Source organism: Paenibacillus caui (genome assembly GCF_019904135.1).
GTDB lineage: Bacteria > Bacillota > Bacilli > Paenibacillales > Paenibacillaceae > Fontibacillus > Fontibacillus caui.
Genome location: NZ_JAIOGQ010000017.1, coordinates 69,803 through 92,471, shown reverse-complemented (window position 1 = coordinate 92,471; position 22,669 = coordinate 69,803). Strand labels below are relative to the sequence as shown.

20 protein-coding genes are annotated in these 22,669 nt (G+C 51.0%); 9 read left to right on the top strand and 11 right to left on the bottom strand.

Going from position 1 to position 22,669, the window contains the following annotated elements; translation table 11 throughout:
* Positions 1-198 precede the first annotated feature (198 nt).
* Together K7397_RS11985 and xth are read right to left on the bottom strand one after the other, a co-directional pair.
* The gene (locus K7397_RS11985) at positions 199-1,452 is read right to left on the bottom strand and encodes an aminopeptidase (protein WP_223068193.1); all 1,254 of its coding nucleotides are present in this window, start codon (positions 1,450-1,452) and stop codon (positions 199-201) included.
* A 183-nt stretch (positions 1,453-1,635) separates the two neighbouring features.
* On the bottom strand, positions 1,636-2,391 hold the full coding sequence (gene xth, locus K7397_RS11980) for an exodeoxyribonuclease III (RefSeq protein WP_223068192.1): 756 nt from the start codon (positions 2,389-2,391) through the stop codon (positions 1,636-1,638).
* A 210-nt stretch (positions 2,392-2,601) separates the two neighbouring features.
* On the opposite strand from xth, the gene K7397_RS11975 reads away from it, so the two are divergent.
* Positions 2,602-3,756: an MFS transporter gene (locus K7397_RS11975; protein WP_223068191.1), complete on the top strand. Its 1,155-nt coding sequence runs from the start codon at positions 2,602-2,604 to the stop codon at positions 3,754-3,756.
* A gap of 38 nt (positions 3,757-3,794) precedes the next feature.
* Here K7397_RS11975 and K7397_RS11970 read toward each other — a convergent pair whose 3' ends face one another.
* Positions 3,795-4,433, bottom strand: coding sequence for an alpha/beta fold hydrolase (locus K7397_RS11970; RefSeq protein WP_223068190.1), 639 nt, complete (start codon positions 4,431-4,433; stop codon positions 3,795-3,797).
* A gap of 113 nt (positions 4,434-4,546) precedes the next feature.
* On the opposite strand from K7397_RS11970, the gene K7397_RS11965 reads away from it, so the two are divergent.
* Together K7397_RS11965 and fabV are read left to right on the top strand one after the other, a co-directional pair.
* Positions 4,547-4,918, top strand: coding sequence for a hypothetical protein (locus K7397_RS11965; protein ID WP_223068189.1), 372 nt, complete (start codon positions 4,547-4,549; stop codon positions 4,916-4,918).
* A gap of 365 nt (positions 4,919-5,283) precedes the next feature.
* Complete coding sequence (fabV, locus tag K7397_RS11960; protein ID WP_223068188.1) at positions 5,284-6,474, top strand: enoyl-ACP reductase FabV; 1,191 nt, start codon at positions 5,284-5,286, stop codon at positions 6,472-6,474.
* 122 nt (positions 6,475-6,596) lie between these two features.
* On the opposite strand, the gene K7397_RS11955 is transcribed toward fabV, so the two are convergent.
* Together K7397_RS11955 and K7397_RS11950 are read right to left on the bottom strand one after the other, a co-directional pair.
* Positions 6,597-8,378, bottom strand: coding sequence for a SulP family inorganic anion transporter (locus tag K7397_RS11955; protein WP_223068187.1), 1,782 nt, complete (start codon positions 8,376-8,378; stop codon positions 6,597-6,599).
* Between the two features lie 30 nt (positions 8,379-8,408).
* A complete protein-coding gene (locus K7397_RS11950) occupies positions 8,409-8,738 on the bottom strand; it encodes an ArsR/SmtB family transcription factor (protein ID WP_223068186.1) in 330 nt (109 codons plus the stop codon).
* Positions 8,739-8,978: 240 nt separating this feature from the next.
* Between K7397_RS11950 and K7397_RS11945 the strand changes: the two genes are divergently transcribed.
* Complete coding sequence (locus K7397_RS11945) at positions 8,979-9,989, top strand: ketoacyl-ACP synthase III (RefSeq protein WP_420488778.1); 1,011 nt, start codon at positions 8,979-8,981, stop codon at positions 9,987-9,989.
* 143 nt (positions 9,990-10,132) lie between these two features.
* Here the strand turns inward: K7397_RS11945 and K7397_RS11940 are convergent, their stop codons facing one another.
* The 4 genes from K7397_RS11940 to K7397_RS11925 all read right to left on the bottom strand — a co-directional run bounded on the left by K7397_RS11940 (position 10,133) and on the right by K7397_RS11925 (position 14,732).
* Entirely contained in the window at positions 10,133-12,064 is a 1,932-nt protein-coding gene (locus tag K7397_RS11940; protein WP_223068185.1) for an FtsX-like permease family protein, read from the bottom strand.
* Complete coding sequence (locus tag K7397_RS11935) at positions 12,039-12,809, bottom strand: ABC transporter ATP-binding protein (protein WP_223068184.1); 771 nt, start codon at positions 12,807-12,809, stop codon at positions 12,039-12,041. Before K7397_RS11935 ends, K7397_RS11940 begins: the two co-directional genes overlap by 26 nt.
* A gap of 223 nt (positions 12,810-13,032) precedes the next feature.
* On the bottom strand, positions 13,033-14,037 hold the full coding sequence (locus K7397_RS11930; protein WP_223068183.1) for a sensor histidine kinase: 1,005 nt from the start codon (positions 14,035-14,037) through the stop codon (positions 13,033-13,035).
* On the bottom strand, positions 14,034-14,732 hold the full coding sequence (locus K7397_RS11925; protein WP_223068182.1) for a response regulator transcription factor: 699 nt from the start codon (positions 14,730-14,732) through the stop codon (positions 14,034-14,036). The genes K7397_RS11930 and K7397_RS11925 overlap by 4 nt, the downstream gene beginning before the upstream one ends.
* 142 nt (positions 14,733-14,874) lie before the next feature.
* On the opposite strand from K7397_RS11925, the gene K7397_RS11920 reads away from it, so the two are divergent.
* From K7397_RS11920 to K7397_RS11900, 5 genes are all read left to right on the top strand, one after another.
* The gene (locus K7397_RS11920) at positions 14,875-15,870 is read left to right on the top strand and encodes a Gfo/Idh/MocA family protein (RefSeq protein WP_223068181.1); all 996 of its coding nucleotides are present in this window, start codon (positions 14,875-14,877) and stop codon (positions 15,868-15,870) included.
* Between the two features lie 230 nt (positions 15,871-16,100).
* The gene (locus K7397_RS11915; protein WP_223068180.1) at positions 16,101-17,636 is read left to right on the top strand and encodes an MDR family MFS transporter; all 1,536 of its coding nucleotides are present in this window, start codon (positions 16,101-16,103) and stop codon (positions 17,634-17,636) included.
* A gap of 4 nt (positions 17,637-17,640) precedes the next feature.
* Positions 17,641-18,213, top strand: a complete 573-nt coding sequence (locus K7397_RS11910; RefSeq protein WP_223068179.1) for a PadR family transcriptional regulator — start codon at positions 17,641-17,643, stop codon at positions 18,211-18,213.
* A gap of 241 nt (positions 18,214-18,454) precedes the next feature.
* Positions 18,455-19,045 carry a TetR/AcrR family transcriptional regulator gene (locus tag K7397_RS11905; protein ID WP_223068178.1) on the top strand — a complete coding sequence of 197 codons (591 nt, stop codon included), beginning with the start codon at positions 18,455-18,457 and terminating at the stop codon, positions 19,043-19,045.
* Positions 19,046-19,102: 57 nt separating this feature from the next.
* Entirely contained in the window at positions 19,103-19,744 is a 642-nt protein-coding gene (locus K7397_RS11900; RefSeq protein WP_223068177.1) for an NAD(P)-dependent oxidoreductase, read from the top strand.
* Between the two features lie 101 nt (positions 19,745-19,845).
* On the opposite strand, the gene K7397_RS11895 is transcribed toward K7397_RS11900, so the two are convergent.
* A complete protein-coding gene (locus K7397_RS11895) occupies positions 19,846-21,561 on the bottom strand; it encodes an NAD-dependent malic enzyme (RefSeq protein WP_223068176.1) in 1,716 nt (571 codons plus the stop codon).
* Positions 21,562-21,802: 241 nt separating this feature from the next.
* A complete protein-coding gene (locus K7397_RS11890) occupies positions 21,803-22,561 on the bottom strand; it encodes a carbohydrate ABC transporter permease (protein WP_237690867.1) in 759 nt (252 codons plus the stop codon).
* Between the last annotated feature and the right edge of the window lie 108 nt (positions 22,562-22,669).

Genomic DNA, 22,669 nt, shown 5'->3' with positions numbered 1-22,669 from the left:
CTTTTACTCCCTAACCACCGAATCTCCATCGTCCATCGTACCCGAAGTCTCGAACCACGCTAATCGGTATGTTTTCGCTCTACGAGCACATCAAACCTATATAAGGGAGATGATCTGATGGAAAGACAAATGTATAAGCCTTTCAAGAGTCAGGCTAGACGGAATGCTTGCCCTAATTTGCCGGATCGGCCAGACAGTCTATTCTCCCGCCTTCGGATTGAACTTTACCCAATCCCCTTTGCGGAAGACCGGTTCGATGCTGCCGTCCGCCAATTCGCCGTCAATGTCCAGCTCCGCAGAACCCACCATAAAGTCCACATGAGTCAGGCTGACATTTCCGCCCCTTTCCAGCAGCTCCTGCTTGCTCAGCTTCGTTCCTCCCTCAATGTTCACCGGATAGCAGCTGCCCAGCGCAAAATGGCACGAGGCATTCTCATCAATTCCCGTATTATAAAAGATCCGGTTCATGCGCGAGATTGGCGAGCTGTGCGGTACAAGCGCCATTTCTCCCAGGTAGGACGCCCCTTCGTCGGTTTCGAGCAGCGATGTCAGATGCTCCCGTCCGGATTCCGCTTCATATTCCGTTACCCTGCCGTCTTTAAAAGTCAGTTTGATGCCTTCCACAAGACGTCCGTTCAGGTTCAGCGGCATCGTGCTTGTGACGGTACCGTTCACGCCGGTGCGAAGCGGCATCGTATAGATTTCCTCTGTAGGCATATTGGCTATAAAATACACGCCGTTTTCATTGTAATCGCCGCCGCCAAGCCACAAATGGCCATCCGGAAGCTCGACTCGCAGATCGGTTCCCGGCGCACGATAGTGCAGCGCCTTATAACGTTTGGCGTTCATGCGCTCCTGGCTTTCCTTCAATTTGCGGATATGCTCCTGCCAAGCCTCGACCGGATCGCCGCTGTGGACCCGGTTCATCCGGAATACCGCATCCCACATGGCAGCCAGCCGTTCTTCTTCGGGCAGATCCGCGAACACTTTGTCCGCCCAGGCTCTGGTCGGCGCCTTGATCAGGGACCAGGTAACCTTGTTGCTGCGCACATATCCCTGGAACTTCTGGCGCGCTACCGCAGCCGCTTTGACCGCGGTGGCCACCTTGGAGGAGTCGATGCCGCGGAACAGTTCGGGATCCGGAACTTTAATATGTAAAAGAGCCCCGCCGCCTTCGGCCAGTTGCTCCATCATATCCGCCTGCCATTTCGGATAATAGCCGAAGGAATCGTCCGGCGCCGTCTCGTAGCGGATCCGGGTCACGCGCTCGTCGTCCCAATCCACCTGCACATATTTGGCGCCCGCCTCATAGGCTTTGGCTACAACCAAACGCGTAAATTCCGCAGTTTCCAAAGGAGACTGCACAAGCAAAACCTGGCCGGGCTGGATATTGACGCCCACCTTGATCACCAGCTCCGCATATTTGCCCAGCATAGCATGAAAATCACTCATGGTTCATTGCCTCCACGTCGTTATAGGTATTGCAAGAACTTGATCGAATCGATAACAACTTATTTTATCACGATTCTGGCTTCGTGTAGAGAAATCCGAATAGGTTTGGCTGCATGGATAAACGCCGCTTGAGCTTCTACCCGGATCATTCTCATTCTGCTTTTGCTTTTGAAAGTTGCCTTCTCATAAGGCAAGTTCCAGAATAACCGGACAATGATCGCTGCCCATTACATCCTTGTCGATTCGGGCGTCCTGAAGCAGCGGAGCAAGCCTTGTAGAGGCCAGGAAATAGTCAATCCGCCACCCGATATTCCGCTCGCGGACCTTCATCATATAAGACCACCAGCTATAAGCGCCCGTAAGCTCCGGATACAAATACCTGAAGGTGTCGATGAATCCGGCATCCAGCAGTTCGGTCATCTTGCCCCGTTCCTCCGGCGTAAACCCTGAATTGTTCCGGTTAGAATTCGGATTCTTCAGATCAATCTCCTGATGGGCCACATTCAAATCACCGCATATAATAACCGGTTTATGGCTGTCCAGCTTCCGGATATAGCTGCGAATGCGGTTCTCCCACTCCAGCCTGTAATCCAATCTGGACAGGTCCCGTTTGGCATTGGGCGTATAGACGTTTACCAGATAGAACGCCTCAAACTCCAGCGTAATGATTCGCCCTTCAGGCTCCGTCTCCTCCTCAAGGCCGTAGCGCACGGACAATGGTTTGATTTTTGAAAATACCGCCGTTCCGGAATATCCTTTCTTCAGAGCATAATTCCAATACTGCAAATACTCCTCGCCCAATTCCAGACAAATCTGTCCGTCCTGCAGCTTCGTCTCCTGAACACAAAACAGATCTGCGTCCACTTGATGAAAATAATCCTGAAAGCCTTTATTAACGCAGGCTCTCAGCCCGTTTACATTCCACGATACCAGCTTCATATTTGTCTATCTCCTTGAGGGTTCACTAGATTCTCTTATCCAGTGTACCGTCAGGTCGTCCCTTCCTGCAATAACCGCCAATTTGCATGATAGATTAGGAACAATTAAAGAACTTGGCCGTAATCTATCAAAATTGAGTCCGCGACGTGATACAATAGATGAATTAATCCAAGCTATCAAGCTTTAGAAACGTGAGGTATCGCTAAATCTATGAATTCATCCTTAACTCTCAGGACTTTTAATTTTTTGTATTTTTGCCTGATCGCCATCTTCATCCCTTTCCTGCCCGTCTACCTGAACGAGCAAGGATTGACCCCTTCGCAGATCGGCTTTATTGCCGGTACGGGCGGCATTATCACCATTATTGCGCAGCCCCTGTGGGGCATGATCAGCGACCACAGAAAGACAATCCGGAAAGTGCTGCTTCTGCTGCTTGTGATCTCCTCGGCAACAGGCTATTTCCTCTTTGCCTCAAGCACCTACGGGCTGCTGATTATGTTCGCCATGTTCACTTATTTCTTCCTGATGCCGATTGAGCCGCTGACGGAAAGCCTGAACTTCCGGATATCGGAGGCGGCCGGAATCAGCTACGGTTCCATCCGCACGTTCGGAGCATTGGGCTATGGCGTCATGTCTCTCTTTGCCGGTTATTTCATGACCTATTTCGGGTCTCACAGCCTGATGTATCTTTTTGCCGGGATCGCGCTGGTAGGATTTGCAGTCTCTCTCGCCATGCCCGACGCTCCCGTTACGGCAAAACCCGTCTCCCTGAAAAGCCTGAAAAAGTTTCTCGGCAACAAAGAGACGCTCCTGTTCCTCGTGCTCGTCTTTATCAGTTCCGTCCCCGCGCGTATGAACGACACCTTCCTTGGCGTCTATATCCGGGAACTCGGCGGGAGTACGGATCTGGTCGGTCAAGCCTTGTTTCTCGCGGCCGGAACCGAAATTATCGTGTTCGCTCTCAGTTTCTGGTGGCTGCGGCCGGGCAGGGAGCTTACGATGATCGCTTTGGCCGGAGCTTTTTATTTCATCCGCTTTTTCATTTCAGCCTGGGTTACGGATCCTCACCTGCTGGCGTATCTTCAAGTTCTCCAGCTGCTGACATTCCCGGTCTTCTACTCTTCCGCTATTCAATATTTGTACCGAATCGTACCGGAAGAATGGCGCGCCACCGGACAAACGGTGCTTGCGCTTCTCTTCTTTGGCGTTTCAGGCATAGTTGCCTCATATGCCGGGGGAGCTTTGTATGAAGCGCTTGGGGGGCAGACACTGTTTCTGGCGATTTCGGCCATGTCATTTGCAGGCATGCTGTTTGGCCTCATTCTCTATCGGATTTATGGAACAAGAAAACAGGCTGCCGATTGACCGCACAAAATAACCGGAGGTCTCCCGGGAAATGAGCATTATTGAAAGGTTCCATACCGCAGAAAACGATAGACATACCGCGCCGTTTCCGGCTGATAATGAATGTCCATGTGCCCGTATGGCAGAACGATAAAATCCTTTAAACCTTCATAGTAAACGGACTGTACTTCCACACGCCCGTCATTTTCGGACCGAAGCCACCTGCCAAGAAACAGGTTATTGTTGTTCCCGGCAATAGCCCCCACTTCAGGGCTTGTATCCAGCAAATTTAAAAGGGGAATGTTTGCGGTCATGAGCGACTTTAGCGTTTGGAAAATGCCGAGACTAAAGCGGGCGTAGCTTCCAGCGAGATCGGCGAGCCGGGACCCGCCGTTCGGGGCAGCAATGAGCACGCATCTGTTCACCCGATCCAAATGCTTCGTATCCGTCAGAAACTTGCGGATGACAAGCCCGCCGGTGCTGTGGCCAACCAGAGAAACCTTTTCGTCCGCCTTTAGCCTTGGAATGAGCTCATCAAGAACCTTCTCCAGCACAGCTGCGCTGTATTCCACAGGCTTGTATGTGAGCGGAAGATCGAGCAGCGTACATTCCAACCCGCATTCTGCGAGCAAATCGCCGAGAACCCTCATATCGCTGTTTTTCCGGGCAAAACCGTGCAGCAGAAGTACCTTTTTCATCTATCCGACCTCCCTAGAATCTGCCATTCGCCAATTTTTGAAGTATAGAAGCAGATAACCATACCTTTCTTTTGATTCAGAATATAGTGTCAAAGAAAGGAGGGGATGAAAGAATGCCACAAGACGTTCATATCTCCCAAAATTTCCCCAGACTCACGGTTTGGGACGAGGAAAACTTCCGAGGCAACCGCCGTGTCTTCACAGGAAACCTTGGAATCCGCAGAATCGATAACATTCTGAACGGAATTGAGAGCCTGCGGTTCTTCTCTACCAACCCTAATGCGACTCTTGTTCTGTTCGCCAGACCCCGGTTCAGAGGAGCTTTCCTCGTTCTCCGCGGCAACCGCAGACTTCGGGATCTTGACAATCTCATTGGCGGCAGAGACGTTGAATCGCTAATTTCTTCCAACCGCCGCCTGACATTGGAGGAAATACGAAGAATACGCAGAACCGGTACGCTTCCTCCGGGCTTCCGCGTGATCTGATCTGCCGGCTTGGAGAATGAGCTCAAGCTGCTAAGCTGCTAAGCTGCTAATTTGCTAATTTGACTGTTTAAGAGAAGGGGCCTTTCGGCCCCTTTCTTAATCTGCCGGCCCTCATCTTTGTGAGCGGCTTTTCGGATCATTTTTCAAAAAATATCTGTCCATACATGAAGCTGCATCCTTCACCTGTTCTTTAAAGCATATCAGGGTATGCGCCCTGCCGCCAGCTGTATTGGTTCTCCCTAAAATCTTCTCTCTAAATTTTTGAATAAGCCTGGTTACTGATAGAAAAAAATTGTTACAATAAGAAGAGTGCGTTTATTAAACGGCTTCACAAGGAACTTTTCGAAAAAGAGAGGAATTGGCATATGATTATTAAACCGAGAACACGCGGCTTTATTTGCACAACAGCCCATCCGGCAGGATGCGAACGACAAGTGCAGGAGCAAATCGAATACGTCAAAACGCAGCCGGCGGTTAAGGGACCGCGCAATGTTCTTGTTATCGGGGCGTCTACCGGATACGGGCTTGCTGCGCGCATCGTAGCCGCTTTTGGTGCGGGTGCTAATACGGTAGGGGTGTATCGTCCAAGTAAAAGCTCGCCGACCAGAACGGCGTCTTCCGGCTGGTACAATTCAGCCGCTTTTGAGAAGGCAGCCGAGGAAGCGGGGCTAAAATCCTTCAGCGTCACGGGTGACGCCTTTGCAGAAGAGACGAAGAACCGAACGGCCGAATTGATCCGCCGCGAGCTTGGTCAAGTGGACCTGATCGTGTATAGTGTGGCGACCGCCCGCAAGACGAACCCGAAAACGGGCGAAACCTTTAATTCGGTATTGAAGCCGATCGGCAAGCCTTACTCCAATAAAACCGTCGACTTCCATAGCGGAGAAGTCAGCAACATCAATATTGAACCTGCAATGGAGGAAGAGATTCAGGCGACGGTTGAAGTGATGGGCGGAGACGACTGGAAGGACTGGATGAGTACGCTGGAGGAAGCTGGCGTGCTGGCAGACAATGTCATCACCATCGCCTATTCCTATATCGGGCCTAAGCTCACCCAGCCCATCTACCGGGATGGTTCGATCGGCCAGGCCAAAGATCATCTTGAAGCAACTGCCCGCAGCTTGACCAAGAAGCTGTCTGACCGGAATGGACGCGCTTTCGTCGTTGTCAGCAAGGCTCTGGTAACCCAATCCAGCTCGGCAATCCCGATTGTCCCCCTGTATATGGCGGCTTTGTACAAAGTCATGAAGGAAAAAGGGCTGCATGAAGGCTGTATCGAGCAGATGTACCGTTTGTTTGCAGACCGTCTGTATACGAAAGAACAGGTTCCGGTCGATGAACTTGACCGTATCCGTATTGACGATTGGGAGATGCGCGAGGACGTCCAGGAAGAAGTAGCGAAAATTTGGGAGCAGGTAACGAGCGAAAACATCTATGAGCTGACCGATCTCGAAGGCTATCGCAAGGAATTTTTCCAGCTGTTCGGCTTTGAAACCGAAGGCGTGGATTATGAAGCGGACACGAATCCGGAAGTGAGCGTCCCTCATCAGCTTTAACAACATAGCCAAGCAGTAAATGCCAAAAGGATACCGTCCCGTCTTCATGGGAAGGTATCCTTTTTTGGTCCTGGCTGATGCAAAGTTCATCCGTAAACCGGATAACTTTGGCCGATCTTCTATCATGAGCTTATTGGAGTCATGGCAGATGGAGTACTTGGGCTCTGGCTTGAGCTGGAGTTTGAACTTAAGCGTTCGGCTCCGCAAAGCGACGGACATTCACGAAAGGCAAACTGGCGGCAGCCCTGGCATTTCGAACGGTTCACCAAGCCGATGGCAAAGCCCATTGCTTCTCCCGTGTTCTCGAAAAAATGACCTTCCCCAATGAGATTGAAGCACCCCGTCTTCTTCAGCATTCCCTTCGGCTGCGGTCTGATTCCGGAAACGATCACGGACACTTCCTTCTGCTTTAATGACTTGACCAATGCCGCAAAATGGACTTCCCCCGTCGTATCCATAAACGGAACCTTTCCCATTCGCAGCAGCAGCACTTTGACTTCGCTGTTCAGCAAATGCAATCCTTGCTGTTGAAATGTGCTGGCTGCTCCAAAGAACAAAGGCCCATCCACGCTGAAAATAGCCACCTGCGGGCAGTCATGGTCATGCGTTACCATATGCGCCAGGATCTTGTTGTGGTCTGCCGTCAGGTCGGGCAGCGCCTTATGCATGACGAGCGATCGGCTCATGCCGCGAATGAATAGCAAAGCCGCCAGCACCAGACCGACTTCAACCGCCGTAGTAAGCGTCGTAAAGACAGTCAGCAGGAAGGTAACGAGCAAAATAACGGAATCCCCTGTCCGAGTCCTGAGCATTTGGGCAAAGTGGACCCGTTCGCTCATGTTCCAGGCCACCATCATCAAGACAGGTGCCATACTGGCCAGCGGAATAAGGGAGGCATATGGTGCAAACAGAGCGACAATAGCCAGAACCACAATCCCGTGAACGATACCGGATACCGGCGAGACCGCCCCGTTCCGGATATTGGTTGCTGTCCGGGCGATCGCGCCCGTAGCCGGAATTCCCCCGAATAGCGGTGTTATCATGTTGGCAATGCCTTGCCCGATGAGCTCCCTGTTGCTGTTATGCCGGGTGCCCGTCATTCCGTCGGCCACAACGGCAGACAGAAGAGATTCGATGCCGCCAAGCATGGCAATGATCAGCGCCGGTTTCAGCAGCGTCTGCATATGCTCCCAGTTGATTTGCAGCGGATGAAATGCCGGCAAGCCGCCGGGAATGGAGCCGTAAGCGGAACCGATCGTCGCAACATGCCCGGGATACAGCCAGACGGAAGCAAGCGTCGACAGCAAAAGGCCGATCAGGGAAGCTGGAATTCTGGGCATCAGCTTTGGCATCCCAAGCAGCGCCGCCAGGCAAATACAGGCGGTAATCACACTGTAAATGTTCCAGGAAGGAAGCCGAAGCGCAATTTCTTTCATGCTGCCAAAGAAATCCTCATGCCTTTTCACCCCGCTTAGGCCAAGGAAACCGGCGATCTGTCCGCAAAAGATCGTCACCGCAATGCCCGTCGTGAAGCCGATCGTAACGGGCCTCGGTATGTACTTGATCAGCGCCCCAAGCTTCAGAAGCCCCATCAGGACAAGAATGACGCCGCCCATAAAACCGGCGATCAGCAGATCCTGATAGCCATACTGCATAACGATCGCCAGCAAAACCGGAATGAACGCCCCTGTCGGTCCGCCGATCTGGAATCTGGATCCACCTAGCAGGGAAATAAGAATACCGGCGACGATCGTTGTATAGAGCCCGTATTCCGGCTTCACACCCGAAGCGATCGCAAAGGCCATGCCCAAAGGAATGGCCACAATACCGACAATGGTTCCCGCAATAACATCCTGACGCAACGACGCTGCATGATAATGCTGAAAACGCCCTCTCCACTTCATCAATAAACCCTTCTTTACTTTTCTATTCTTTTAGTTCTGTTTCTGTATGACTTCCAGAACCGATATGGCTTCCACCAAATGATTGTTAAAAATCTGCTTGGCTACAGCCAGAAGCTCCTTGATCAGCGGATCGCGCAAGGAGTATACGACCGTTGTTCCCTCCTTGACGGTGCTCACCAAATTTTTTGAACGGAGCACGGCCAGCTGCTGGGAAACCGCAGAACCTTCGGACCCCAGAATGGCCTGCAGTTCATTAACATTCCTTTCCCCTTCACTTAGTACTTCGAGTATGCGAATCCGCATCGGATGGGCAAGCGCCTTGAAGAATTCGGCCTTAAACTGATGAATATTACGATCCACTTCAGGTTCAGCCCCTCTCTAAAATATTGAATCTTCAATGATTTGAATATTTGACTTTATTATTTTAAGCAAGCCTATGGCCAAAAAAATATGACAAATTTAACTTTCATTCGGACGAACTAAACTCCCGGCCATTGACGAACGACTTCGCAAAAGCTATATTATTGTTATCTGGTTTTAGTACCAGGTTCTAAATTTGTGACGAACTCAAATTTTTGTTCCGACAGGAGGCGTTCTACTGTGATTACACTTAACAAACATTCGTATCGAACCGCCGCGCGCATCACGGCCGTTGGTTCTTACCTGCCGCAACGCATATTAACGAATCAGGATTTGGAACAAATCGTGGAGACCTCAGATGAATGGATTGTGCAGCGTACAGGAATCAGCGAGCGGAGAATTGCCGCAGAGGATGAATATTGCAGTGATTTATGTTTTGCAGCCGTGAGAAATTTGGTTGCCAAATACGATGTCCAGCTCGGTGACGTTGATTATATTATCGTGGCGACTACCACTCCCGATACGTTCTTTCCCCAGATGGCTGCTCGTGTTCAGGCAGAGTTTGGAATAGACAACTGCGGCGCTATTGACGTCCAGGCTGCCTGCGCTGGTTTTGCGGCTGCTCTGCAGCTTGCCGGAGGATTGATTGCCGCAGGTTCGCACCGCAAAATTCTGGTCATCGGCGCAGAGACCCTTTCCAAAATTACCGATTATACTGACCGCACCACCTGCATTTTGTTCGGTGACGGCGCGGGAGCTGTTCTTGTTGAAGCAGGGCTTCCGGGAGATGAACCTTCCTTTCTGGATGCCATCTCCTTGACCGATGGCGGGGAAGGGCACCACCTGTACCGTTCCAGTTTATCTCCTTCCATTGGCGCAAGTCCGATTAAGCAAAACGGGTATATTGTGCAGAACGGCAGAGCCGTATTCCGCTGGGCAATCAGCCGGGTGCCGGAGGGGATTCAGCAGTTTCTGGATCAAAGCGGCTTCACCGTTTCAGATTTAGACTGGTTTATTCCGCACAATCCGAACATGCGAATTATAGATGCCGTAAGTGAGCGAACCGGCATTCCACTGGAGAAGACTATAACAACGCTGAAGCTGACCGGAAACACCTCGGCGGCGTCCATTCCGATCGCGCTGGATGCAGCCGTTTCGGATGGCCGGATTCGGAAAGGAAATTTGCTGCTGCTGTACGGCTTCGGCGGTGGGCTCTCCCAGGCCGGGCTGATTCTGCGGTGGGCGATTTGAGGTAGAAGCTTCCAGTAAAAAATGGCGACCTGCCTCTGGTATGAATACCGTGAGCAGATCGCCGCTTTGATTAAAGTTATTATGAATTTTCTGCTTGATCGAACTATGGGCTGCTTTTTTGTGGCAATCTTTTTTTCTTTGGGCTATACCATGATTTTCTTAAGCGAATGGACGTATTTCGTCCGGACAATCAGGAAAAAGACGATTTGCGCCGCCAAAAAGCCAGCGAAAGTCAGCAGTACGGGAACGACTACTCTTGTAATGTCCATTTCCTCCAGAATCGGTCTGACCACGACCAGGGTTTGAACCGCCGAGATGATGATCGGAACAAAGAACAAAATCGCAATCTGACGCGACGCCGCCGTGCGCATCTCCCTTACGCCAAGTCCAATTTTGGACAGCGCATAATACATTCGGCCAGCTTCCTCCAGCTCCGAATGAAGTTTGAAATACAGAAAGCTTGCGGATGAGAGCGAGAAGATTAAAGCGACAAACACGCCGATAAACGTAAACAAGGATGTCCCTTGCTTGGTTTCTAAATAAAGGTTAGCTCGGGCTGAAAGATAAGCACTAACGCCTTCGCCGCCTCCGTTAGCCAGACTTCTCTGCCACTTCTCCAGATTGTTGCCGGCTATGCTCTCCGGACTGCGCGTCCCGGGCAGATGTTTATTCCACTCCGGCACGTAATACCAATAGATCAGCCACCTGTTGTCCTGATTCAGCCTGGAGAAAACTTCATCATTTACGGCCACCAGAGCGGGCGAGCCCGTTACAACTTGATCCGATTGGACAACCTTCTTGATTTCAAACGCCGCCGCGGCCGGCTCACTGCCGATTTTTATGGATTCGCCAACCTTGTAGCGGCTTAATCCTTCCGTATTTTTCGAATACGTCATTACGGCATCATGATCCGTCAGCTCGGGCAAACCCTCCCAGTGCAGCAATTCGGCGATCGATCTGTACTGGCTGGCCGAAACAATGTTCACTACTAAATACCTGTCTCCAAACAACATGGATTCAGACAGCATAGTCACTTTTAATTGCCGGTACTGGACGCCCTGACTCTCCAGTTCTTTCCGAATCGGGGCTACATCGGGTTCTCCGGGTGGATTCTTGAAAACCGTATACGTGAAAGCGAACGGATTGCTTTTGAATGAATCCCGGTTCGACTGATCGACTCCGAGCACCAGCGCCGAACTCATGCTTGCCAGAGCCGTCACCACGGTAATCAAAAACAAAATGCGGGAATTGTCCTTAAGCTTGTAGCTCATTTCCGAAATCCAGAGCAGATTTGTCCCTTTCCAGGTCAGTCTCCGGTTTCGCTTGATCAGCCGTGTCAGCAGAACGGAAAGCTGGGAGTAGAAAAAGTACGTACCTGCAATGCCGGTTACCGCTGCAATAATAATAGAAGGGCTGCTAATCGTCTTTAAATTGAGCGCCAAATAGCCGGCAGCGAGCAGAGCGATGCCCAGCAATGACAGGAGAGCGGATACTTTGGGTTCCTTTTTCGGCTTGCTGCTTCCCTTCAGCAGTTCAAGCACATTATTCTTACGGATGAAGAGCAGCGTGAACAAGGAGATCGCCAGAAACAACAGAAAAAAGGCGACGATCGTGATTCCCGCGGCTTTTACGGGCCAGTAGAAAGGCAAGTTGTCAACGCCGATGATCTTCGTGCTGAGCAGCAGGAACAATTTCGACAGCAGCAGGCCTGAAGCCAGGCCGACGATAATCGCGAAAAGGCCGATCAGCATATTTTCCAGAAAAATAAGCCGGTTGATTTGTCCCGCTCTGGCTCCCAGAATCGTCAGTATCCCGAATTCGCGGTTTCGCGATTTCAAGAAGACGCTGATGGAGTACAGCACAAAGAAAAAAGCGAATATATAGACGATGTAGGAGGCTACCTGCATCGCCGTTGCCGTCCGTCCCCCCATCTCAATGCTCTGCACATCGGGGTGGTAGCTGAATACGGCGTAGCAAAAGAAAATCATCACCATTATGGCGCTGCTGAGGAAGTAGGCGAAATAAGCGCGCGCGTTCCGCCTGATATTGTTAAACGCGAATCGCGGAAAGCTCATTCGAATTCCCTCCCCAAAACGACAACGTATCGATAATCCGCTGGAAGAACGCCTGCCGGCTGTCTCCGCGATGAATTTCGGCGGCAAGCTTGCCGTCTTTGATAAACACGATCCGGTGGCAGTAGCTGGCTGCAAGCGGGTCATGCGTGACCAGCATCAGCGTCGCCCCTTCCTCCCGGTTTATATTTTCCAGTGATTCCATCACAATCCGCGAGGAATTGGAATCCAGCGCCCCGGTAGGCTCATCGGCGAGCACGATGGACGGGGATGTAATCATCGCTCTGGCAATGGCTGTTCTCTGGCGCTGCCCGCCAGATATTTCATAGGTCCGTTTGTTCAGAATATCCGTAATATTCAGGCGCCCCGCCACACGCTTCAGCAGCCGGTCCATGTCCTTCAACCTTCGGCTGTCCAGGGTCAGGGGCAGGACAATATTTTCGGCAACGGTGAGCGTATCCAGCAGGTTGAAATCCTGAAAGACGAAGCCTAGCTCCCGGCGGCGAAACAGGGCCAGTTCCTTTCTTTTCATCAAATACGGATTTTTTCCGTTTATGTACACCTCGCCCGAACTCGGTTCGTCGATCGTCGACACCATATTCAGCAGAGTTGTTTTTCCGCTGCCGGACGGTCCCATAATGCCTACAAACTCCCCCTGCTGGATGGTCAGGTGAATATCCGTAAGCGCTTGGGTCGCAACCTTGCCGTTGTACACTTTACTCAAGCCTTTAATTTGCAAAACATCCACTTTATGTTCATTCCTCTCCTTACAGATCTGATCTGACAGCTTGCAAGCTTAAGCGTCTGTCTTTCACGCCGCTCCTCGTCTATAAATGTACAGGGCCGCATGGCCTGCTGCCATCAATTTATCTTAAGGTTTTCTTACAAGGGATTTAAGGTTGTGTTCCCCTATGCTTAAAAAGCACGCAATAAACGTAGCGCAAGGCTCCCGCTTTTGTGTGCTTTTATCTTTACGAAGAAGCTTCCGGGGCCGTCTGAAAGACCAGCTTCAAGCTCGTCCCTTCGCCCGGCTCGGAGCTAATCCGCACATCGTGGCCGAGACGCTCACAGGTTTCCCGGACCAGATACAGCCCCATTCCGGTGGACTCATGATACTGCCTGCCCCGTTCCCCCGTAAAATAAGGATGGAATACCCGCTTCAAATCCTCTTTGGCGATGCCGATGCCTTGATCGCGGATCTCCAGAATCGTTTTGCTGCCTAAAGGGTAAGCGGACAGGGTCACTTTTTTGCCCGGCCCTTCGGAGTAATTTACGGCGTTCACGAGCAGTTGGGCCAGCATGAACCGGAGCCATTTGGCGTCTGTATAGACGGCCGTCCGGGAGTCCACCCGCAAATCGGGCACGATGCCCTTGCGGATGAACAGATTCCGGTTCTCCGCGATGCTCTCGCTCACCGCCTGGCGCAATATCGTCCGCGTCACCGTGAAATCGTCCTCAATCTTCTCAAGCCTGGAAGTGTAAATGACCATTTCCAGTCCTCTTCTCAGCCGTTCCAGCTCTTCCTGGATACTGTCCGACAACGGCTCATCCTCCATGTCCTGAATCGTGAGCTGGATGACGGACAACGGTGTCTTCATTTGATGCACCCAGCGGTTCATGAAGACGATGTGCCGGTCCATCCGGTCGCGGTAATCCTGCAGCTCATCCCGCCGAAGCCGGTCATAGCCCAGCAGCAATTGGTGGAACGCTTCGGGCAGCGGAGCTTCCCCCAAAGGCTGGATCATGTCCGAGACGGTCCTGACCGCGTCCGGATCAAGGCTTTGATAGAGCTTCCGGTACTGGATATACCGGTAAATCAGATAAACCGCCAGTACGGCGAGGCTCAGCAGCACGCCATAGAGAATAATGCTCCAGGAGACATGATCGGAGACCGACCAGTACAAAAGCGAAACCAGAATGATTTGAACCGCGTAGAATGCAAGGAGCGGGCGCTGATCCTTCCAGAAGAGGGTCATATCAGCCCCTCCTCCAAGGCATTTAGCCGATAGCCCGCTCCGCGTACCGTATCGATCAGTTCCCCGGCCCCCAGATCCTTCAACTTTTTGCGCACACGCGTAATATAAACGTTCAGCGTATTATCATCAATGAAATGCTCGTCCTTCCACATCAGGTCAAGCAGCCGTCCCCGACTGACGACCCGGCCGGCTTTCTGCATCAAGGCTTCCAACAGCACCGCCTCTTTCTGGGTCAGCTCTGCCGTTCGTTCTTCATACTGAATCATAAATCGTTCCGGAAACAACAGCAGTCCGCCCGATTCGACCCTCCGCTCAGGCGCCTGGGCGTAGCGGCCGTACGCCCTCCGCAGGTTGCTTCGCACTTTGGCAAGCACAACTTCATAATGGAAAGGCTTCGTAATATAATCATCCGCACCGTTTTCGAGGGCCATTACCTGGTCCATGCCGCTGTCGCGCGCGGATATGAACAGGATCGGGCAGTGGGAATGCGCCCGGATCTGCCTGCACCAATAGTAACCGTCAAATTTGGGCAAATTGACGTCGAGCAGCACCAGATCGGCACGCGACTGCAGAAAAGAATCGAGTACCCGGCTGAAATCATCGGCCAGCTCAACTTTAAACTCATATTTTTCCAGATAACCGCTCAGCAAAGCGGCAAGCTTGCTGTCATCCTCTACGATAAAAATGTTTTGCATATGCACCATTCCTTACTCTGCCCCGCAGGTCTCCGCCCAACAGGGTTGCATTTCGCTGCTGCTTCTATTATAACTGACATAATGACTACATGCTCCCAGATTCGTTTACAATGGTAATAGACTTATTTAAGGAGGAACAAACATGATTCGATTCGGCGTCATTGGAACCAACTGGATCACGGACCGGTTTATCGAAGCCGCCGTTGATGCTGACGGTTTTGAACTGTCGGCCGTTTATTCTCGGACACAGGAAAGAGCGCAGGCTTTCGCCGAGAAGCATCATATTCCGCATACCTTTACCGACCTTACAGCCATGCTGAAGAGCGATACGCTTGACGCTGTTTATATTGCAAGCCCAAACTCTTTCCACGCCGCGCAGGCTATTGAATGCATGAACCACGGCAAGCACGTGCTTTGCGAAAAGCCCGCGGCATCCAACGTCCGCGAAGTTAAGTCCATGATTGCGGCGGCTGAGGCAAACGGGGTTGTTTTTATGGAAGCCCTCAAAACAACGCTGCTGCCCAATTTCCGGATCATCCGCGACAATTTGAACAAAATCGGGCCGGTCCGCCGTTATTTTGCAAGCTACTGCCAGTATTCTTCGCGCTACGATGCCTATAAGGAAGGGAATGTCCTGAACGCATTCAAACCCGAATTTTCGAACGGGGCGCTGATGGACCTTGGCGTGTACGGGATCTATCCGATGGTTTCCCTTTTTGGCAAACCTTCCGGGATCAAGGCGACGGGGTATATGCTGGAATCCGGCGTTGACGGTGAAGGTTCCCTGCTGGCCACCTATCCGGAGATGGACGGCGTTGTCATGTATTCCAAAATCACCGATTCCGCGCTTCCTTCCGAAATTCAAGGCGAACTTGGCTCGATCGTTATCGATAAAATCAGCGAGCCCGACCATGTTTATATCCGCTATCGCGATGGCCGCAAGGAAGACATCAGCATCCCTACCGCTTTGCCGACGATGACTTACGAAACGGCAGAATTTTTGAAATTGATTCGTCAAGGCTGCCGCGAATCTGGCGTTAACACGCATGCCTGCACAATAGCGGTTGCCGAAATTATGGATGAAGCGCGAAGGCAGCTTGGATTGGTCTATCCCGCGGATACCAAGGGGCAAGACTAAACCGCCATAAACCGTGGCACAAACACGTGACGATAAACCCGGCAGACCGGCAAGTCGTACGTCCAGTGCATCCCGCGCCAGGCCGCCGACAGCCCTGCCGCGAATCCCCCCCTTTAGAAGCTGTTTCCAGATGAAACTTGAATCTGGAAGCAGCTTTTTATGGTTTGAATTCTATTCAAATTTGAATATAATAATAACATATTCAAATTTGAATAAAGGAGCTTTCAATTATGATTCAAAGCAATCCCAAACATACCCGGCTGGCAGTCATCGGCTTGCTGCTTGCTCTATTGATGGCGTCGATGGACAATACAATCGTTACAACCGCTATGGGAACGATCGTCTCCGATCTGGGCGGCATGGAGCAGTTTATCTGGGTAACCTCTGCCTACATGGTGGCCGTTATGGCCGGCACCCCTATCTTTGGCAAGCTGTCCGACATGTACGGACGCAAGCGTTTTTTTGTTTTCGGCCTGGTCGCCTTTATGATCGGTTCGATTCTTTGCGGTGTCGCGACCAGCATTACCCAGCTGAGCTTGTTCCGGGCGCTGCAGGGGATCGGCGGCGGCGCGCTTATGCCGATTGCCTTTACGATTATTTTCGACCTGTTCCCCCCGGAATCACGCGGCAAAGCCACCGGATTGTTCGGCGCCGTGTTCGGGCTGTCCAGCATATTCGGCCCGCTTCTCGGCGCTTTTATTACGGACAGCTTTGGCTGGAACTGGGTATTTTACATAAACGTGCCGATCGGCATTGTTTCTTTCATTCTGATCATCCTTTTCTACAAAGAATCCTTGTCCCATTCCAAGCAAAAGATTGACTGGTTTGGCGCCATAACGCTGATCGGGGCAACAGTCTGTTTGATGTTCGCGCTTGAGCTGGGAGGCAACCAATATGCCTGGGATTCCGCAACCATCCTTGGCTTGTTTGCAGGCTTTGCGGTTCTGCTGGTCGCTTTTCTCCTGATTGAAAGAGCGGCTGCCGAACCGATCATTTCCTTCCGCATGTTCCGGGTGCGCCTCTTTGCAACAAGCAATGCCGTGGCTCTTTTATACGGTTCCGTGTTTATTGTGGCTACCATTTACATTCCGATTTTCGTTCAAGGCGTTTATGGAGGCTCGGCAACGAATTCCGGGCTAATTCTGATGCCGATGATGATCGGTGCCGTGATCGGCGCCCAAGCCGGCGGCATGCTGTCCACAAAAATCTCTTACCGGAATATCATGCTGATCTCGGTGATCTTATTTATCGCCGGCGTTTCCTTGCTGAGTACGCTGAGTCCGGATACGACGCATACCCTGATGACGATGTACAGCATTCTGACAGGCATTGGCACAGGCTTTTCTTTCTCAACGCTCAATATGGCCGCGAATCATCACTTCGAAATGCGCCAGCGCGGCTCGGCCACTTCAACCAATACGTTTATGCGCTCGCTCGGCATGACGCTCGGAGTTACGGTATTCGGCATTATTCAGCGCAACATTTTTACCGATAAAATGGCTGCAGCCTTTGCAGGTTCAGGTCAAAATGCCGCTTCCTTCGGAGATCCCCGCGAAGCGCTATCGCCGGATAAACGCAAGCTTATTCCCGAAGAAGTGCTGCACAAAATTACGGATGCGATGGCAAGTTCAATCTCGCACACTTTCATGTGGGCTCTCATTCCAACTGTATGCGCCGCTTTGTTCATCCTCATGATGCCCAATGACCGCATTCAGGTGAACAAGAAGCCGGTTCCAAAGAGAGCTCCTAAGGCCCAAAGGGGGTAACCCGATGCCGATCAAACTGGCTATCCTGGGCATTCTTCTTGAGAAAGACATGCATCCTTACGAGATCCGAACCATTATGAAGGACCGGTCGCTGGACCGGAATGCGAAAATGCAGATCGGTTCCTTGTATTACGCCGTAGAGCAGTTATGCAAGCAGGGCAGCATAGAGGCCGTTGAAGTGATCAAAAGCAGCAATCGTCCGGACAAAACCGTATACCGGATTACCGATAAAGGAAAAATCTATTTTGAGAAGCTTCTGCTGCGTATGTTCGAGGAAATCGAGCCGGTGTGTCGTCCCATTTATACAGCGCTCGCCTTTGCCTGGAAAGGGGATCAGGAGAAAATTGCCGCCATCCTGAAGAAACGGATCCTGGAGGCGGAGCATCAAGTCAACTATCTGTACGAAGTGTACCGCAGCCATATCGGCACCGTGCCGAGAAGTGTGCTTCACTTGATGGCAGGGAATTATGAGCATGCCAAGACAGAGCTGAACTGGTTGAAAAGATTGTACAAAGACGCCGCAGCCGGCCAGCTCAATCAGTATGGCGGAGACCCGGTTCTGGACGAGAACGATTGAATATGTTGTCAGCCCTTTTGCTTCCCTATAGGAAGTCAGAAGGGCATTATTTATGTTCAGAGAACATTAATCCAAAGGCCTTAGTGGGGTTAGCCGTTACGAGGGTGGAGCCTTACGAATGCCGCCTGAACCCCCATTTTCCGCTTCAGCAACAATCCGGATTGACATTCATCCATATCGGCTCTATATTTATGTTAGTTATTAATAACATACATGTTTATCACTATTGCGATGGGGGACTATGATGCAAGATACGGAAGTCGGGACAGCAGATCGAATTCTCAAGTCAGCTCTTCAATTAATGCAGGAGAAAGGGTTCAGACCGGTTACGATCAAAGATATTGCACAGGCCTCCCAAGTCAGCGAAATGACTGTTTTCCGCCATTTTGAAAGCAAAAAAGGGGTTTTGGAGGCAGCGATTCATAAATATTCGTATATTCCGAGCTTTAAAAATTTATTTGATAGCATGATTCTATGGGATTTGAAACAAGATTTGGAGAAAATAGCCCATTTCTACATCGATTCTATGAGGCAGAATCAATCCATTTTTCTGATTGCCGTTCAAGAACGGACTACCATGCCTGAATTGGCGGGTTTTATTTCCGAACATACAAACCAATTGAAGGAATATATAACCCAATATTTCACAGCTATGCAGGAGAAGAACAAAATGGTCCGAACGGATGCAAACGTGCAAGCCATGAATTTCTTAACGATGTTATATGGCTATTTTTCCTCAACTGCCCTATGGGGGACACAATTCATCAACGAATCCAAAGAATTGTTCATATCCAATTTCGTTACTGTGTTTTGTAACGGTATTAAAGAATAATTTTTTTGCCATCAATGTTAGTGACTAATAACTATCTTCACAAAGGAGTGAACCCCGATGAAGCTTATTGTGTTCGGAGCTACCGGAAGCACCGGCCGCCAAGTTGTCGAGCAATTGCTGGCCAAAGGCCATGAGGTTACAGCCGTCGTTCGTCAACCCGGCAAGTTTGAGATGGCTCATGACAGGCTGATTGTTATCCCCGGTGATGTGCTCGATCCGTCCAGCATTATGGCTCCTATGGTCGGGAAACATGCCGTACTTTCAGCACTGGGCGCCAATCACCGAAAACCAACAACCGTTTACTCGGAAGGAACGAACAATATTATGCTGGCCATGCAGGAAGCCGGTGTGCGCCGGCTCATCTGTTTGTCGGCATCCGCTCTCGAAATCCCGCCGGACACGCCGTTTGTGCCGCAGCTGATCATTCGGTTGATCGTGCAGCGTCTATTTAAAAATCTGTATGAGGACATGCAGCGCATGGAACGGAATGTCCAGAGATCCGGGCTGGATTGGACGATCATCCGTCCACCGAGATTAACGGACAGCCCTAGTACGGGCGAGTACCGAATCGCCGTTAATGAACCGATGACCAAGGCAAAAGGGCTTACGGGTATATCACGAGCGGATCTCGCGGACTGTATGGTGAGCCTGCTGAACAACCCGGCTTCATTTCAAGCCCTCATTGAAATTTCATATTAAGACTTTAAACGAAGAAGCTTCCAAACCCGCCGTTATGGCGGAGATGGAAGCTTCTGCGGATTAATCTTTCAAAGCAGAGAGATATACGTGAAAATACGCTGTTAAACGATCGCAAGCTCCTGCGCCGCTCTAATTCTTTTGTACGAGCATTCCCACATCGTCGACCTGATCGCGGCCTCGACATCTTCCGGGACGATGCCGGCAACACCTTCTCTAATGGCCGCTTGCGCAACCGCGACAGCCACCGATATGGACACTTCCCGAAGCTCTTCTACTCGGGGCAGCAGAGAGCTTCCTTCAGTCTCCAAAGCAACGCTCGCGGCAACCGCATCGGCTGCTGCGCTAAACATGCCCTGAGTCAGGCATCCCGCCTGCACCGTGATCACGCCAAGCCCCAGTCCCGGAAAAACCAGGGCATTGTTCGCCTGCCCGATCTCATATCGGACTCCGCCGTAATAGACCGGCTCAAATGGACTGCCGGTTGCAATCAGTGCCCGCCCTTCCGTCCAGGCAAGCAGGTCGCCGGGAACAGCCTCGGCGAGCACAGTCGGATTCGACATTGGCATGATGAGCGGCCGCTCTACATGCCGTGCCATTTCCTTCACAATTTCTTCCGAAAAAGCCCCGGGTACACCGGAGGTTCCGATCAGAATCGTCGGCTTGATCTGACGAATCACTTCAAGCAGCGGAATGATGCCGGATTCGTTACGCTGCCAATGAGCGCATTCTTCGTCCCGTCTCACATACGGACGCTGAAAATCCAGCACGCCTTCGGTGCTGTCCGTGAGCAGTCCGCGCTGATCATAGGCCCAAAAGCGGCTCCGCGCATCCTCCTCCCTCAGCCCTTCCAGCATCATGGCCGAACAGATCTGGTCGGCATTGCCGATTCCGGCCGATCCCGGCCCAAACACCAGCACCCGCTGCCCGGAGAGAGGAACGCCTGCCACTTTGCAGGCAGACTTGATGGCAGCAAGCGTCACCGCGCCTGTACCCTGGATATCGTCATTGAATGTCAGCATTTTATCGCTGTATTTGCCCAGAATGCTCCGCGCATTCACATTGCCCAAGTCCTCCCAATGCAGCAGGGCATGGGGGAAATGCTCGACTGTGGCGCGCACAAAACGGTCTACAAAGCTTTCGTATCTTTCGCCCCTGATTCGCGCATGGCGATTGCCCATATATAACGGATCGTTCAGGAGCTTCTCGTTGTCTGTGCCTACATCCAGTACAACCGCCATCACGCGGCCTGGATCGATTCCGGCTGCAGCCGTATAAACAGCCAGCTTGCCAATCGAAATATTGATCCCCCCGACCCCCCAGTCTCCAATGCCCAAAATGCTTTCGGAGTCGGTAGCTACGATCAGATCAATATCTTCAATATGATTCTTTATACATTCAAAAGCTCGTTCAATGCCATCCGGATCATCAATCGACAAATAAACGCCGCCGGGACGATGATATTCATGGCTGTACTCCTGAATAGCCTGTCCCACGGTTGGCGTGTACACAATCGGCAGCATTTCACTCAAGTGCTCATTCAGCAAACGGTAGAACAATACGACATTACGGTGAAACAAGTCGTTAAGCGCAATATTTCTACGCAAATTATCCGGCTGACTCTGCAGCTGTTCGTAAACCCGGCGCACCTGTTCATCTATGGTCATTACCGTCGGAGGCAGCAACCCGTTCAGACCGAGCTCCTCCCGTTCCTCTTGCGTGAAAGCCACCCCTTTATTCAACATCGGGTTGGCAAGCAATTCCCTGCCCCTTAGCGAAGTTTCAATCGAGCCATCGTCCATTTGTCTAAAAGAGCGCATTTCGATTCCTTCTTTCCTGCTTCCATTTGGTTCTTAAGCCGCACTGCTCAAGGCTTTCGATAACCAGTATATTCGCAAATATATGCGCTGTGAAGTGTTAAAAGCTCATGAAAGCCTTTCACCTGAAAGAAAATAAAAAAGCTGTCACAAAGGTCATCACGACCCCGGACAGCTTTTTGGGATGAAAACGGATTCTTGTCTGTTCTTTCAAAGGAGCTGCACCCGGAGAGAAGTTCTAATATTACTTTAGTCCCGTTGTGGCAATTCCCCGAATGATCTGCTTCTGAAAAATAAGAAATACCACAACTAGCGGGATCACGGATAGCGTTGCGCCTGTCATAATTTGAATCCAGTTGCTGCTGTCTTTGGCCTCGCTGGAGAAAAAGGCCATTCCCACTGGAATGGTAAAGATATGATCTGTCTGCGTAATGATGAGCGGCCATATAAATGAATTCCAGCTGCCAAGAAAAGTTAAAATAGATAGCGTCGCAAGAACTGATCGGCTCAGGGGAACCGCAACCCGGGAGAGGATTCCCCATTCGCCCATTCCGTCGATTCGGGCTGCATCCAGCAATTCTGACGGCAGGGATTCCATAAATTGCTTGATCAGAAAAATGCCGAACCCCGACATCAGGCTAGGGAATACAATTCCCCAATAGCTATCGATACCGTCTAAGCGGCTCGATACCAAGTACCAGGGAATGATGAGCATCTCCGTTGGAACCATAAGCGTGCTGAGAATAAGAACAAAGATTGTCTTTTTTCCGTAAAACGTAAATTTGGCGAGGATATAACCTGCTATAGTATCAAACAGGCAAACAGATAACGTAGAAATGCACGCGATGATCAAACTGTTAAGCATCCATTTGGCGAATAAAGTAGTCTGAAAAATCGTCCGATAATTATCCCAGTTGAGCGCTGACGGGATTAAGCTTAACGAGTAAACCTCGGCAGGCGCTTTGAAAGACGTTGATATCATCCAAAGGAAAGGAAATACCATGACAATAATTCCAATGGTAAGAAAAAGATAACTGGCGCAAATGGAAATGTAATTTGTATTGACCGCAGAACTACGTTCGGATAGGATAACGGAATTCAGTAAGACCCC

Excerpts from the sequence above, each read along its gene's own strand:
- xth (WP_223068192.1), bottom strand. The coding sequence starts at position 2,391 with ATGAAGCTGGTATCGTGGAATGTAAACGGGCTGAGAGCCTGCGTTAAT.
- K7397_RS11925 (WP_223068182.1), bottom strand. The coding sequence starts at position 14,732 with ATGCAAAACATTTTTATCGTAGAGGATGACAGCAAGCTTGCCGCTTTG.
- fabV (WP_223068188.1), top strand. The coding sequence starts at position 5,284 with ATGATTATTAAACCGAGAACACGCGGCTTTATTTGCACAACAGCCCAT.
- K7397_RS11930 (WP_223068183.1), bottom strand. The coding sequence starts at position 14,037 with ATGACCCTCTTCTGGAAGGATCAGCGCCCGCTCCTTGCATTCTACGCG.
- K7397_RS11985 (WP_223068193.1), bottom strand. The coding sequence starts at position 1,452 with ATGAGTGATTTTCATGCTATGCTGGGCAAATATGCGGAGCTGGTGATC.
- K7397_RS11920 (WP_223068181.1), top strand. The coding sequence starts at position 14,875 with ATGATTCGATTCGGCGTCATTGGAACCAACTGGATCACGGACCGGTTT.
- K7397_RS11895 (WP_223068176.1), bottom strand. The coding sequence starts at position 21,561 with ATGCGCTCTTTTAGACAAATGGACGATGGCTCGATTGAAACTTCGCTA.
- K7397_RS11940 (WP_223068185.1), bottom strand. The coding sequence starts at position 12,064 with ATGAGCTTTCCGCGATTCGCGTTTAACAATATCAGGCGGAACGCGCGC.
- K7397_RS11965 (WP_223068189.1), top strand. The coding sequence starts at position 4,547 with ATGCCACAAGACGTTCATATCTCCCAAAATTTCCCCAGACTCACGGTT.
- K7397_RS11955 (WP_223068187.1), bottom strand. The coding sequence starts at position 8,378 with ATGAAGTGGAGAGGGCGTTTTCAGCATTATCATGCAGCGTCGTTGCGT.
- K7397_RS11975 (WP_223068191.1), top strand. The coding sequence starts at position 2,602 with ATGAATTCATCCTTAACTCTCAGGACTTTTAATTTTTTGTATTTTTGC.
- K7397_RS11970 (WP_223068190.1), bottom strand. The coding sequence starts at position 4,433 with ATGAAAAAGGTACTTCTGCTGCACGGTTTTGCCCGGAAAAACAGCGAT.
- K7397_RS11900 (WP_223068177.1), top strand. The coding sequence starts at position 19,103 with ATGAAGCTTATTGTGTTCGGAGCTACCGGAAGCACCGGCCGCCAAGTT.
- K7397_RS11905 (WP_223068178.1), top strand. The coding sequence starts at position 18,455 with ATGATGCAAGATACGGAAGTCGGGACAGCAGATCGAATTCTCAAGTCA.
- K7397_RS11910 (WP_223068179.1), top strand. The coding sequence starts at position 17,641 with ATGCCGATCAAACTGGCTATCCTGGGCATTCTTCTTGAGAAAGACATG.
- K7397_RS11915 (WP_223068180.1), top strand. The coding sequence starts at position 16,101 with ATGATTCAAAGCAATCCCAAACATACCCGGCTGGCAGTCATCGGCTTG.
- K7397_RS11890 (WP_237690867.1), bottom strand. The coding sequence starts at position 22,561 with ATGGTATTTCCTTTCCTTTGGATGATATCAACGTCTTTCAAAGCGCCT.